Annotated in this window: 15 protein-coding genes and 1 pseudogene; 11 read left to right on the top strand and 5 right to left on the bottom strand. The window is 60.0% G+C overall.

Translation table 11 applies throughout. The features are described 5' to 3' along the window. Positions 1–20 precede the first annotated feature (20 nt). Positions 21–929 (bottom strand): HpcH/HpaI aldolase/citrate lyase family protein, encoded by a 909-nt coding sequence (locus tag C9I57_RS04070; protein ID WP_107149382.1) that lies wholly within the window; start codon positions 927–929, stop codon positions 21–23. A 103-nt stretch (positions 930–1,032) separates the two neighbouring features. On the opposite strand from C9I57_RS04070, the gene C9I57_RS04065 reads away from it, so the two are divergent. After that, on the top strand, positions 1,033–1,926 hold the full coding sequence (locus C9I57_RS04065; protein ID WP_107149381.1) for a LysR family transcriptional regulator: 894 nt from the start codon (positions 1,033–1,035) through the stop codon (positions 1,924–1,926). Between the two features lie 226 nt (positions 1,927–2,152). Here the strand turns inward: C9I57_RS04065 and C9I57_RS04060 are convergent, their stop codons facing one another. After that, complete coding sequence (locus C9I57_RS04060; protein WP_107149380.1) at positions 2,153–2,974, bottom strand: TetR/AcrR family transcriptional regulator; 822 nt, start codon at positions 2,972–2,974, stop codon at positions 2,153–2,155. A 253-nt stretch (positions 2,975–3,227) separates the two neighbouring features. Continuing rightward, the gene (locus tag C9I57_RS33125; protein WP_258187534.1) at positions 3,228–3,428 is read right to left on the bottom strand and encodes a hypothetical protein; all 201 of its coding nucleotides are present in this window, start codon (positions 3,426–3,428) and stop codon (positions 3,228–3,230) included. Here C9I57_RS33125 and C9I57_RS04055 point away from each other — a divergent pair. The 7 genes and pseudogenes from C9I57_RS04055 to C9I57_RS04025 form a co-directional block, all read left to right on the top strand. After that, entirely contained in the window at positions 3,354–4,526 is a 1,173-nt protein-coding gene (locus tag C9I57_RS04055) for an aspartate aminotransferase family protein (protein WP_258187525.1), read from the top strand. The two genes, C9I57_RS33125 and C9I57_RS04055, sit on opposite strands and share 75 nt — an antisense overlap. Before the next feature lie 107 nt (positions 4,527–4,633). Next, positions 4,634–5,974 (top strand): aminotransferase family protein, encoded by a 1,341-nt coding sequence (locus C9I57_RS04050; RefSeq protein WP_107149705.1) that lies wholly within the window; start codon positions 4,634–4,636, stop codon positions 5,972–5,974. Positions 5,975–6,022: 48 nt separating this feature from the next. Next, positions 6,023–6,457, top strand: a complete 435-nt coding sequence (locus C9I57_RS04045; RefSeq protein ID WP_107149378.1) for an acyl-CoA thioesterase — start codon at positions 6,023–6,025, stop codon at positions 6,455–6,457. Between the two features lie 66 nt (positions 6,458–6,523). Then, a complete protein-coding gene (locus C9I57_RS04040) occupies positions 6,524–7,447 on the top strand; it encodes a 3-keto-5-aminohexanoate cleavage protein (RefSeq protein ID WP_107149377.1) in 924 nt (307 codons plus the stop codon). A 282-nt stretch (positions 7,448–7,729) separates the two neighbouring features. Further along, complete coding sequence (locus C9I57_RS04035; RefSeq protein ID WP_308835664.1) at positions 7,730–8,605, top strand: type IV toxin-antitoxin system AbiEi family antitoxin domain-containing protein; 876 nt, start codon at positions 7,730–7,732, stop codon at positions 8,603–8,605. 164 nt (positions 8,606–8,769) lie between these two features. Further along, positions 8,770–8,964, top strand: coding sequence for a nucleotidyl transferase AbiEii/AbiGii toxin family protein (locus C9I57_RS33120; RefSeq protein ID WP_258187524.1), 195 nt, complete (start codon positions 8,770–8,772; stop codon positions 8,962–8,964). Continuing rightward, positions 8,940–9,308, top strand: a pseudogene (locus tag C9I57_RS04025) (DUF3363 domain-containing protein); the annotation flags it as partial. The gene C9I57_RS33120 and the pseudogene C9I57_RS04025, both read left to right, overlap by 25 nt. Positions 9,309–9,318: 10 nt before the next feature. On the opposite strand, the gene C9I57_RS04020 reads toward C9I57_RS04025, so the two are convergent. Next, positions 9,319–9,723, bottom strand: coding sequence for a winged helix-turn-helix transcriptional regulator (locus C9I57_RS04020; protein ID WP_107149704.1), 405 nt, complete (start codon positions 9,721–9,723; stop codon positions 9,319–9,321). Positions 9,724–9,880: 157 nt separating this feature from the next. Between C9I57_RS04020 and C9I57_RS04015 the strand changes: the two genes are divergently transcribed. Next, entirely contained in the window at positions 9,881–10,729 is an 849-nt protein-coding gene (locus C9I57_RS04015) for an SDR family oxidoreductase (RefSeq protein WP_107149375.1), read from the top strand. Between the two features lie 105 nt (positions 10,730–10,834). Beyond that, a complete protein-coding gene (locus C9I57_RS04010; RefSeq protein WP_107149374.1) occupies positions 10,835–11,188 on the top strand; it encodes an SDR family NAD(P)-dependent oxidoreductase in 354 nt (117 codons plus the stop codon). A gap of 122 nt (positions 11,189–11,310) precedes the next feature. Here the strand turns inward: C9I57_RS04010 and C9I57_RS04005 are convergent, their stop codons facing one another. Beyond that, on the bottom strand, positions 11,311–12,267 hold the full coding sequence (locus C9I57_RS04005) for a LysR family transcriptional regulator (protein WP_107149373.1): 957 nt from the start codon (positions 12,265–12,267) through the stop codon (positions 11,311–11,313). 333 nt (positions 12,268–12,600) lie between these two features. Here C9I57_RS04005 and C9I57_RS04000 point away from each other — a divergent pair, with 333 nt between their 5' ends. Continuing rightward, on the top strand, positions 12,601–13,353 hold the full coding sequence (locus tag C9I57_RS04000; RefSeq protein ID WP_107149372.1) for an SDR family NAD(P)-dependent oxidoreductase: 753 nt from the start codon (positions 12,601–12,603) through the stop codon (positions 13,351–13,353). Positions 13,354–13,381 lie beyond the last annotated feature (28 nt).

The raw sequence follows: 13,381 nt of genomic DNA, 5'->3' as shown, positions 1-13,381 counted from the left end.
AGTCAGCGTGCCTGCGCATCTCAGATTTCGGCATGCGCGCTTGCGAGTGCGAGGCGCTGTTCGCCCGTCAGCAAGCCGAGCCGCTGCGCCTGGGCGACGAGCGCGCGTGCGCGTTCGACGAAGGGAGGATCGATCATCCGGCCGTCGACCACATAGGCGGCGATGCCTTTCGATTCGGCGTCGCGCGTCGCTTCGACGACACGCACGGCATGCGCGATGTCTTCGTCAGAGGGCCGAAAGACCTCGTTCGCGAGCGCGATCTGTCTCGGGTGAATGCAACTCTTGCCGAGAAAGCCCATCGATCGCGCAAGCTGCGCCTCGGTGCGGAAGCCGGCTTCGTCCTTGATATTGGCGAATGCCGAGTCGTAGGCGAAGACGCCGGCTTCACCCGCCGCCATACGCAATCCGAACATGGCCTGCTGGACTGCGGCCACGTCACCGCGACCGACGCCGAGCGGCTCGAAGAGATCGCCGAGACCCAGTTGCAGCCCCGCGACGCGCGGATGGGCGCTCGCCAGTTCCGCTGCGTGACGAAACGCCTTCGGCGACTCGATGTTAAGCAGCAATTTGATGGGCCTGCTGATGCCCTTCGCCTGCTCCGCCCGGTCAATCGCCGATGCGGCCGCACGAACGTCATCGACCGTCTCGGGCTTCGGAAGGTTGATGTATTCCAGCGCTTCCTGGACGACGGCTTCGATGTCGGCAGCGAAATGCGGCGTGTCGAACGCATTCACGCGAACGATCAGCACTTTCGTATGGCCGATGATCTCGTTCGAGCGCAGCAGTTCGCAAAGCGCATCACGCGCCTGCTGCTTGCGTTCGGCGGCGACTGAATCCTCCAGATCGAAGGACAGCGCATCGGCGGCGCTCGCGAACGCCTTGGCGAAAAGCTCCGGACGCGATGCCGGCACGAAGAGCTTGCTTCTCATGTGTCTCCAGTCCTTCGTTTTACATCTCGAAGCAAGTCTAAGACCGTTGTGGATTTAGATCATCTATCTATATCTATCTTCAAACAACAGATAAACTATCTTCATGGACATCGATTTTCTCGCCAATTTGCTGCTCGTGGTCGATAGCGGTTCAATGGCCGAAGCGGCGCGCCGTGTCGGCGTGACGCCGGCGGCCGTCGCCCAGCAAATTCAAGCGCTCGAGCGAGAACTGGGCGTACCGCTATTCGTGCGCGCGGGGCGCACGGTCATTCCCACGGAAGCCGGGCATCGCGTGATCGACAAGGCGCGGGGACTCGTGCGTGAGTGCTCGGAACTCAAGGCCTTCGCGCTGGAAGGCGAAGCAGCGGGTGAATTGCGGATCGGCACGATTACCACGGCGCTCCTAAGCCTCTTGCCCGACGTGCTTGCAAACTTCGCGGCTGCGTTTCCTCGAGCCAAGGTACTGATCCGTGCAGGGACGTCGATGGAGTTGTATGAAACACTGCAGCGCGGCGACCTTGATGTGGCAATCTGCCTTCATCTAGCGTTTGCGCTCCCCAAGGCTTATGACTGGCATCTGTTGCGCGAGGAGCCGATTGTCGTACTGGCGCCCTTGCGAATGAAGGACCGGGAACCGCACGAATTGCTGCGCCGTGAGCCATTTATTCGCTATGACCGTTCGCTCGGCGGCGGCAAGCAAGCTGATCAATACCTCCGCGCGGCGAAAATCGTTCCGCACGAGTTGTTCGAACTGAATTCGCTGATGGCCATCGCGATGATGGTCGACCGTGGGCTCGGGGTGTCGCTCGTGCCGGACATCATCTCGCCTTTGACAGCCGGGCTCGCCATCGCAAAGATGGTATTACCGACCAAGACGGAACCGCGGCGCTTTGGTGTGCTTTGGCACAGGGCATCGCCTCGCGCACGTTTGATCAACGGGCTTCTTGAATGCGCCGAAGACGTATTGGCACGAGAAGGAGGGCGCGGGAAACGCTGATCTTTGCGCCGCATTGCGGTTGTGACGGTACAGAGAATCTCGTTCAGAGATGAGGGAGGGGCTTTCGAGTCGGCCTGGGCGGCAGCCTCCAAACCGCCAGGCACTACGTGGGTAAAGGTCCGCGTGGTGAGCGTCGATGGAAAAAAGGCAAAGTTCGACTCTGTCGGGAAGGCATCGAAGAGACGAACGTTATTAAACCGCTATGGTTTTGCCTGATTGGCAGTCATCAGTCGCGCGCCAACGCCCGCTCCATGCCAGCAATAGCGGTCTCGACGTATGCCCTGAAGCTGGAGTCCATGGCGGCGTCTATGCCGTTCTGCCAGCGAACGATAAACGACCTGTTGGCCATTGCCGGGAGATACCTCGCCAGCGTCGGAAACTCGAGCGCCCGGATCGAGCTCACCTTCTCCTGTAGTTGCGCTGCCCATCCCGCCGGATCGTCCGTCGGCATGGATGCGAATTCAAGCGTCGAAAAGCCGACCATCGTTGCGATAACCACGTTATACATGTCGACAATCTGATCATCCTTAAATCCTGCCGCAACCAGCACAGTAAGAATCCTATCGATCATGCCGGGGCTCAAGCTCGCGTTCGCGACGAGGTGCCCGCCGAGGAGCTGGGCGACGTTCGGGTGTCGGCGGATTACCTCGCGGCAACGGGAAAACAACTCCCTAAGCCAGTCCTGCCACGACAACTTGCCGGGTTCGGGCGCAACGTCAGCCATGGTGGCTTCGACAACCGAGGCCAGCAGGTCGTCACGCGTCGCAACGTGCCAGTACACCGCGGACGGATAGACGCCGAGCGATCGCGCCACATCGCGCAAGCTGAATCCCATTAGCCCGTTGCGATCGATCTGCTCAATCGCCGCAGCAATGATTCTTTCCTTGCTGAGCCCGGAAGCCGTAGTCCCGCCTTTCTTTCTGCGCGTTCGCGACGCCTGGGAAGCCGCGTCGGCACGAGCACGACCAGTACCTTCGCCAGTGCCGCGGGCCTTTGCGACGGTGCCCGTTTTCCCCACGCGGGTCGCCTTGCGAGCAGATGTCGTCATTTTCAGTTCGTTGCCTAAACGGGATTGTGTGCTGAACAAGGCTTCATTGTAGACCGGACAATCGCCCCCACCGACTTTTGCCGCCGGTGGCTCACGACCGGTCTGTGCTCTCGACCGGCACATCGAGGCTTGCAACTTTCATTGTACGCTGTACAATGAAACGTAGTTCATCGTGTTATACATATTTGCCGTGACTCCGTCCGGTGGCCGCGATGCCATGCACAGGGACATCTCGATGGAAAACTCCAAGTCGTCAAGCTTTTCCACGCTTGCCGAGGCGATCAATGGCGCGGTCGAGCGTTTCGCCGAACGCAATCCGCGAAGCGCGCTTCAGCACGAGCGGGCCGTTCAGGTCATGCCTGGCGGCAACACGCGGTCGGTGCTCTTTTACAGTCCATTTCCGCTCGCCATCGCCCGCGGTGAAGGTTGCCGTGTCTGGGATGCGGACGGTCACGAATACATCGACTTCATCGCGGAGTTCACAGCGGGTCTCTACGGGCACTCAAACCCTATCATCCGTGAGGCCATCGATCGGGCGCTCGATACCGGCATCAATCTGAGCGGACATAACCTGCTGGAGTCGGAGCTTGCTCGTCTGATCTGCGATCGCTTTCCGGCGGTCGACGTAGTGCGGTTCACGAACTCGGGTACCGAAGCGAATCTGATGGCGATCGCCGCTGCACGGGTCCATACCCGCCGTGACAAGGTCATCGTCTTTGCTGGCGGGTACCACGGCGGGGTGCTGACGTTCGCGAACGGCAACAGCTCGGTTAACGTCCCCCACGACCTGTTGATCGGCCGCTACAACGATCTGGCGAGCGCGCAGCGCCTCTTTGAATCGCATCCCGACGAGGTAGCTGCCGTCGTCGTCGAGCCGATGCAGGGAGCGGCCGGTTGCATCTGTGGTGAACGGGAATTTCTGGCCGGGCTGCGGGCGCTTGCTTCGAAGTACGGCGCGCTCCTGATCTTTGACGAGGTCATGACTTCGCGGCTGGCCCCGGGGGGACTCCAGGAAGCGTTAGGGATCGAGCCGGACCTCACGACGCTGGGCAAGTACATCGGAGGCGGCATGTCTTTCGGTGCGTTCGGCGGTCGCGGATTCATCATGGATCAGTTCGATCCGCGCAAGCCAGGCGCCACGCCGCATGCCGGCACGTTCAACAACAACGTTCTGAGCATGGCGGCCGGCGCAGCAGGTCTAGCCAAGCTGTACACCGCGGACGTCGCGCGGGAAATGAACGCTAGCGGCGATCGGCTGCGCGAGCAACTGAACGCGATTTGTGTGCAGCACAACGTGCGTCTCCAGTTCACCGGGAGAGGGTCCCTCATGAATCTTCAGGTGGGCAGGCACGCAATACGATCCGTCGAAGACCTGCTACAAGATGGCAATGGCATCAAGGATCTCTTCTTTTTTCACATGCTTGAACAGGGCATCTATCTCGCGCGCCGTGGCTTTATCGTTTTGAGCATGCCAATTACCGAGAAGGAAATCGGGCTTCTGTTGTTGGGCTTCGATAACTTTGTCGAGCGCTACGCAAGCGTGCTCGCCTGAAGGCAATTGTTTGGCGCACAGGGCAGTGCGTTTTTGTAAGGAGCGTTGGAATGGAAGATACGGCTGGACAACGTCTCGTAGGAGACACGCCTCGCGGCGGAAGCGTCATGAGTTTCTACCTCCCGAAGCGCGCGGCTCGACCTCCGCGCATCGCGCGGGGCCGAGGTATTTACCTGTATGACGAGCGCGGCAACCGGTATCTTGACGCAACGTCGGGTGCTGTCGTGAGCAACCTGGGCCATTCCAACGCACGCGTCGTTGCCGCGATGGCGGAGCAGGCCCACCGCGTCACCTTTGCGTATCCGCGCTTTTTCGAGAGCGAGCAAAACGTGCGGCTGGCCGGCAAGCTCGCTGAACTTGCCGGCGAGGGCTTCGACCGCGCGTTCTTTGTCTCGGGGGGATCGGAGGCCAACGAGGCAGCACTGAAGCTCACAAGGCAATACGCAGTCGCCTGTGGGCAGCCGACTCGCTGGAAGGTGATCTCCCGCGATCCGAGCTACCACGGTTCGACGCTGGGCGCGATGGCCGTCACGGGCGACTCGTTTACCGAATCGATCTACGGCCCGATGATGCGGCAGATGCCCAAGATTCCGGCGCCGTTGACCTACCGGTTGCCAGCCGGCGTGACGGCTGAGGAACATGTCGCCGCTTGTGCCGAGGCGCTCGAGCAGCGGATCATCGATGAAGGGGCGGAAACGGTGCTCGCGTTCATTATCGAACCGGTCGGTGGCCTGTCGAGCGGCGCGCTCGTGTCGCCTCCGTCGTACTACCGGCGGGTCCGCGAGATCTGTGACCGGCACGGCCTGCTGCTCATTCACGACGAGATCATGTGTGGTGCGGGGCGCACGGGCGCATTCCTGTCCTCGCACCATTGGGCGGATGCGCGTCCGGACATCGTGACGCTGGCCAAAGGCCTTGCCGCGGGCTACACGCCTTTTGGCGCGCTGCTCGCGCCAAACCGGATCGTCGAGACGATCGCCGCGCAAGGCGGTTTTGTCCACGGCCACACTTACTTTTCGAACCCGTTCTCGTGCGCTGTTGCCGAAGCCGTTATCGACGAGGTGGTGGAACAGCGTCTCGTCGAACGCGCTGCGAGGATGGGCCAGTATCTGGAGCGCCGACTTCGCGAACTGCAGCAAGCCAGCCGTCTCATCGGCGACGTGCGCGGCAAAGGCTTGCTAATGGCGATCGAACTCGTCGCGGACAAGGAGACGCGGCGTCAATTGCCGCCGACTATGAATGCGCCGGCCCGTCTGACGAACTATGGACTCGCGCACGGCATCGCGCTTTATAACCGGCGTGCCAACCGCGGGCAGTTCGGCGATATCCAGCTTGTGGCGCCGCCGCTGATCATCACCGAGCCGGAAATCGACGATCTGGTCGAGCGGCTCGGGCGATCGCTGCTCGATTTCGAGCGCGATCTCAAGCGTGAAGGCGCGCTTGACTGACATACGACCGGCGCTTCACGAGTTGAGACGCCGGATGGGAAAAGCAACATGAACATTGCACGCTCATTCGAATCGCAAAAGCTCGTTCGCTTTCAGCATTGCGATCCGGCAGGCATCGTCTTCTATCCGCAGTACTTCGTGCTCTTCCACGAGCTGATCGAGGACTGGTTCAACGATGGACTACGCGTGAATTACGCGGAATTCATTGCCATCCAGAAGCTAGGTGTGCCGACCGTACACATGGAAGTGGATTTCGTCGCTCCCAGCAAAATCGGCGAGAGGCTGCGCATGCAGCTGGCCGTGAAGCGGATCGGCACGCGCTCCATCGTGCTTTCACTCGCAGCATTCGCCGATGACGCGCTACGCGTACAGATCCAGCAGACGATCGTTCTGTTCTCGCTCGAGCGGCGCGAATCGGTCGCGATTCCGGATGATCTTCGTCAGCGCCTTTCGCTGTTTCTGGCCGAAGAGACCACGCAGTAGCACCACTCGTTGTGACCGACGCTCATGGCGGCCCGAAACAATCCAACTTTTCACGGAGACACCGAAATGGCTACGAACAAGGTTATCGTCCTCGTCGCACCGACCGGAGGGATGGCATTCAAGTCACAGAACCCTTACTTGCCTACGCAGCCGGACGAGATCGCAAGAGACGTGTATGACTGCTACAACGCCGGCGCGAGCATCGTGGCCGTGCATGCGCGGCGGCCTGACGACGAGGCGACGTGCAACGCCGACATCTATCGCAACATCAACGAAATGATTCGCGCCAAATGCGACATCGTGATCAACAATTCGACGGGCGGTGGCGTTCATGGCGACATGGTGCGGCAGATCGACGGAGGGATGTGGGATACCGTCTGGGAAGAGCGTCTGAAGGGCATGGAAGCCGGTGCCGAGATGTGCACGCTGGACGCCTGCACATTCGTGGCGAGCTTTGGGGGCAGGGAAGTCCTGCTCAATACCTCATCGTCGCGATGCCAGTTTTTGGCGGAGGAAATGAGGAAGCGCGGGATCAAGCCAGAGTGGGAAGTCTTCAGCCCGACGCATATCGTTCAGGACGCCACCACGTTGATCCAGATGGGGCTCGACGAGCCACCGTATGTATTCAACCTGGTGATGAATGCGCATCGAGGTTTTCAGAATGCGATGCCTTATAACCCGAAGTCCTTGCAGTTCATGGTCGATCTGTTGCCAAGGGACAGCATCTTCTGTGTGAGTGGCATCGGGCCGGCGCAACTACCCGCGGGCGTCAACTCGCTGCTGCTCGGCGGACAGATCATTCGCGTGGGCCTTGAAGACAATCTTTATTATCGCCAGGGCCAACTCGCGCGCAACGTCGAACTGGTAGAGCGCACGGTGCGGATTCTGCGTGAAATGGACTATGACGTCGCGACGCCTGCGGAAGCCCGCCAGATCATGGGGCTGCCGCGCAACGATACCTGGGCGAGACCGTACTTTTCCGTCGCGTAGCCGGTTGGTGGTAGCTATGAATCGTAATCGGTGATAGAACGTACCGGGAGTCGCCGTGACTCGTTGACGTACTCGTTTTGGACGACTCATAAATAGCGGTGACGTTGCGTGAACGCGACGCACGTCGACATTGGGACGCCGGTGCCTTGATGCGAAGCGGAGGCTTGGGCAATGAGCGATGGGTAGCCAGCGGCTCCCCGCCGTACGCACTCGATATCTCGGAGCAGACCGAGATCTAGCGCGGTCATACTGGCCGCACGAAACGACGCGGCATCCGAGTTCATGCGGCTGCGCGACGGCAACGCAAGGCAGAAGCGGCAGGCCAGGATGACTCTATCTGCCGTTTCGGCAGTCGTTTCTCGAAATGCCCGAGCGCGAATCCATCATGTTGCCGATTGCCACTGCTGCCGACGTGCGAGCGCGTGCCCACCAATCTGCCGAGTGATGTTGCAGTTTGCCTACGATGCACCGACCGGCGCGTCATTACGGGATGATACAAATCCTAGAATGATAGTTGCTGTTATCCGAGACTTTGTATCAATGCCAGTGCCCCGGACACAACGCGAGATCGCACGCGCCTTGCTGGAGGCGCAGGGGATCGTGCGTCTTTCTGAGTTTCGGGATGCGGGTATAACTGCAGCGACAGTGAGCCGCATGGAGCGAGCCGGGGAAGTGCTCCGCCTTGATCGCGGACTTTATCAGCTGCCGGACGCTGCGCTCGATGCAAACCATACGTTGGCGGAGGTCGCGAAGCGGCTACCCAAAGGCGTGGTTTGCCTTGTGTCTGCGCTTGCATATCACGGGCTCACCGACCGTCTTCCGAGCAAGGTATGGATGGCGATCGGTGTGAAAGACTGGGCGCCCACGGCTGGGGACACGCCTCTGCGCATCGTTCGTTTCACTGAAAGCCTCCTTACTCAGGGGGTAGAGAGCCACGTAATCGAAGGGGTCCCCGTTAAGGTATTCGGCGTTGCCAAGACCATCGCGGACTGCTTCCGACACCGGAACAAAGTCGGCATTCCGGTGGCGATCCAAGGGCTGCAGGAGGCACTTCATCAACGCAAGGCAACTCCCGGTGCAATCGCTCGCGAGGCGGAGCGTGGGGGCGTCGCTACGGTGATTCGGCCATATCTGGCGGCACTGACCGCCAATGGCTAAGGAGCTTAGGAATATTGCGGCGTCGGTCCGCGCGAGATTGCTGCAGCATTCGAAGGCGAACGGCCAGAGCTTCGATCTGGTGCTCACGCGTTTTCACTCTGGAACGCCTTCTGTTTCGGCTAAGTCGATCCCGCCACGCTGATCGTTTCGTGCTGAAGGGGGCCATGCTATTGATGAGCTGGTTCGATGATCCCTACCGTGGGACGCGTGACCTCGACCTGCTGGGTTTTGGCGATTCGAATCCAGGGCAGATGGTCGACACATTTCGCGAAATTCTCTGCCAAGCTGTCGATGACGGCGTTGCCTTTGACGTCGACGCACTTCGCGTCGATCGCTACGCCAGCGCACCGACTTCCTGATCGAACAGGGGCTGGTCGAGCGAGGCGGGCAGCGCGTTGTCCTCGCGCGCAACCTGCTGGCAACGCTGCGCCGGCGCGAGCTGGCGCAGGCCGCGAAGGACATTGCCACCGAAACCGGCCTGGAGCATCGCGCCGTCGCGGACGGGCAGCGCGTGGCCGGCATCTATCGGCGCGGCGTCATGCTCGCTAGCGGGCGCTACGCGATGCTGGATGACGGCATGGGTTTCTCGCTGGTGCCGTGGAAGCCGGTGATCGAGCAGCGATTGGGGCAGTAGCTCGCCGCGACGGTACGCGGCGGTGGCGTATCTTGGGACGTCGGGCGGCAGCGCGGAATGAGTCGTTGATCCCCTTGTTTCATGCAGCCGGCGTCGCCGGCTGGCCGCTGTCCTCTTGTCCTTCACTCTCGCTCGTAGCACGTGCAGCCTCAATGGCTGGAAGATTCTTCTGAGCCCATGAGGACAACGCACTTAACGGCTCGATGAGCGAGCGACCAACGTCTGTGAGTTGGTATTCGACCTTCGGCGGCACCGTGGGATAGACGGTTCGCTTAACCAGCCCGTCCTGTTCAAGCCCACGCAGTGTCAGCGTCAGCATCCGATGCGATACGCCGTCGATCAAGCGCAGCAGCGCATTGAAGCGCATGGGACCGTTCGACAGGCCGCCGACCACCATGATCGTCCACTTGTCCCCGATCCGATCCAGCACCCGAACCAGCGCTTTGCACCGTGCATGGTCATCGTGCGCGTCGGCCGGGGCCATCTTCTCCGCTGTCTGGTTCTTCGCCATCACTTCTCACGTCGCCTCACTAGGAACATTCGTGTTCGTTACGCACCTGCCTGTTCATTCTTGCGAACTTAACCGATTGGGTGCACATTTGCACGAACAAATTGTTCGTACCGATATAAAGGTTACCAAAATGAAGATTGGCATCAGTGGAGCAAGCGGTCACCTTGGGCAAAAAGTGCTCTCGCGCCTGACGCAACACGGCGGCGGCCACCACTTGGTCGGGGTCTCGCGCTCCCCACAGACCGTGTCGGGAAGGGGCGAAGGCCGGTTCGGCGATTACGACAAGCCGGATTCACTTGTTGAAGCCTACGTGGGGCTGGATCGCCTGCTCATCATCCCTAGCGCGGAGCTTGCGCCGGGCGTGCGCGGCCGTCAGCTCCGTGCGGCTATCGAAGCCGCCAAGCAAGCTGGTGTCGCGCACATCTTTTTGATGTCGGCGATGGGCACGCACGAGGAAGCCGTCCCGTCCTTGGGGGAAGCCTATTGGGTCGGCGAACAGGCACTCATCGGGACAGCGCCGCGGTGGACCATCCTGCGGATGAACTTCTACGCCCAGTCGATGGCGGACGAGATCAAGATGTCCCTCGGAGGCGGTGTGCTGGCGGGCCTAGGCGATGAGCGAGTGGCCTACGTCTCCCGAGACGACGTAGCCGCCGCGGCAGCGGGCGCGCTGCTTGGAGAAGGGCATTCGGGTGCGATCTATAACCTCACAGGTCCGGCCAGCATTACGGGTGCCGAACGAGCGTCCATCGTTTCGGAAATCGTTGGAAAGCCGATTGGCTACGTCGCCATCACGGTGGATCAACTCCGCGCTGGCCTGGCTCAAGCGGGTCTTCCCGAACTGATCCTCGATGCGATGACGGAAATCAAGACGAGCTTCATCGAGGGCAAGTTCGACATTGTGACAGGCGATGTCACGCGTCTTTCAGGTCATCCCCCTAAGTCACTGCGCGAAATCCTCGCCGTAGAGCTGGCATAGAGAGGACAGGCGCATGGCTCGAAAATACTCCTACTGGATCAGCACGGCGCTTGTGTGCCTGCTCTACGCCGCGTCGGCGACCCACTATCTGATGATGGGGGAGCTATGCTTCCGCTCATCAGGCTGTCGCGAGCAGGGCGCATCGTGAACGTGTCCAGCGCCGCCGGTTCGTTGGCAATCAATGCCGATCCCAATTCCCCGACTCGTCCCTATTTTGGGGTGACTTATGCTCTGTCCAAAAGCGCACTCAATTCGATCACCCTCGCACTAGCCATCGAACTGGAAGACGCCGGGATCAAGGTTCGCGCTGCCAGCCCTGCCATCACCGCGACGGCGATCAACGATTTCATGGGTGGCGAAACCGTCGAGGTCGGCGTGCGGTCGCTCGTCGCTGCGGCGCTCGATATCGATAGCCCGACAGGCAGCTTCACTGGACCGGACGGTCCGATACCGTGGTGATTGGGCCCGAGCTTGCGATCCCGGTCACGACAAGACGGCGCGTACCGACCGCACACCCGCGGCCTGGTCTGTTTTGCGCTGCTTCCAAACACAAATTTGCCGACGTACATGCGACGTGTCTCTTAGGGTGTATGGGCGTTTGTTTCAACCTCTCCTGGACTGCTTGACTTTCCGTTCCGACCCAGCCATTCGTGAGCCGGATCATGAGCATTCAAACTCGTCGCGAGACAGTCGAGGAACCGACGGACTCTCAGTGGCACGTGTCTCGAGGTCGGCATGAGCGCCCAAATAGGGAGGTCAAGCGGGGTGGCATCTGTCAAGGACACGCTCGTTAGAGCGCCAGAGGATATTCCGTCGACCACGTCCCAATAGGAAAGGAGGGCGATGCCAAGACCTTCAAGGCAGGCTTCACGAATCCCCTCCGCGCTTGAGCAAAGAAACCGCCCCCCAATCTTGATCATATGAGGCTCTTCCCCCCTGAGGAACGGCCAGTGCGTAGTGTGAGTAAGGCGTAGGCATTCATGCTTCGCAAGGTCGGTACCTGTCTTCGGTACTCCGTGAACTTCCAGGTACTTCGGCGATGCGCATAAAACGCGCGGGTTCTGAGACAGTTGGCGCGCCACCAGGCGAGAGTCCTTCGGATAGCCGAGACGAATCGCGACATCAATGCCCGCCTCAACCAGGTCAAGGATCTTGTCGCTCAGGATGAGCTCGACTTTGAGTGACGGGTTCTCCGATAAAAGCTTCTGAATGAGCGGCACGATAACGCGTCTTCCAAATATATGGGGACTCGTGACTTTCAGGCTCCCCGTCGCACCGTGAGTGCTTGGAGCGATTGCATTGCAAGCCGATTCACTCAGTTCCAGCAGCGAACGGGCGTACGGCAGAAACTCCTCGCCTTCGGGCGTGAGTCCGCTTGCCCTGGTTGAACGGTGGATTAAGCGAACGCCGAGCTCCTGCTCAAGCGACGCAAGAGCGCGGGATGCAGCCATAGAAGTGAGGCCGATTCGACGCGCGGCAGCGGCTAGGCTGCCCGTAGCCGCAGTCTCAACAAAAACCCGCACGTCTCTGGTGTCCATAATAACGGATTCCGTTACACACCCAATCGAAATACACCGTTTACCGCACTTTTACGCCAAGTGTACATTGAAATTTGTTACGAAGCTCTCCAATCTCGAAGTTGCATGGGTAATTCCAAGCATCGATGAACGAAGGCTTTGGCAACAGGACTAGAAAGACTCGGCGGCAGCTGATCTTGTGAGAGCCGGAGCTGCTTCGGTCTGCGTTCGAACAGTTCGAACGCTCTCCGGTGCATTGGCGAATTTGGGGGGGAACATGTGAGGCGTGCCGCAATGGTTTGGTGCGGTTCGATGTCAAACCTCCTTTGAATTTTTAACCAGTAAGGGAATTTTATGGATCTTTTTCTGAATGGCAAAACTGCAGTCGTGACCGGTGCAAGCCAAGGTCTGGGTCGCGCGATCGCGTTGGAATTGGCGAAAGAGGGAGTTAAGGTCTTCGCCACTGCGCGCAACGAAGAACTGCTCGCCAGCTTCAAGCAAGAGGTCCTGGCCGTAGGCGGCCCGGAGCCGGTGATCTTCGCTCAAGAATTTCTTGCTGCGGACGCGCCGAAGAAGATCGGCGCTGCTGCGTTCGAGAGTCTTGGAGAGATTGACATCCTGATCAACAACGCCGGCGCCAGCCAGCCCGTCGATGTTGTTGCTCCCGAGGAAGAGTGGGAGAAAGGTATGACGCTCGGCTTCACTCGTCAACGCCAGCTTGCTCAGCAGTTCTTGCCGCGAATGATGGAGCGCAAGCAGGGGTCGGTCCTGAACATTACGGGCACGACGGAGCCAACTCAGATCAACGTGTCTGCGGTTTCCAAAGCAGCAATTGCCGTTTGGTCGAAAGGTCTGTCCCGCTCGGTTGGCGCATACGGCGTTACCGTCAACTGTCTCCAGCCCGGATTGTTGGATACCGCGCAAATCCGCCGTCTTTTCCCTGGCGATGAGCGACGCAAGTTTGCGGAGCGCGAGATCTCGATGAAGGACTTCGGTGAAGCGCAGGACGTTGCCAACATGGCGACGTTCCTCGTCTCTCCACGTGCTCGATATGTTACTGGGACGGTTGCCGTCGTTGACGGTGGTATGCGCCACTACTCGTTCTAAAATTCGAACGAGCCGGACCCGTTGGGCT

It is taken from the genome of Trinickia symbiotica (assembly GCF_003028655.1).
Lineage (GTDB): Bacteria > Pseudomonadota > Gammaproteobacteria > Burkholderiales > Burkholderiaceae > Trinickia > Trinickia symbiotica_A.
Note: the sequence above shows the minus strand (reverse complement) of the source record. Positions and strands in the feature narration are given on the sequence as shown.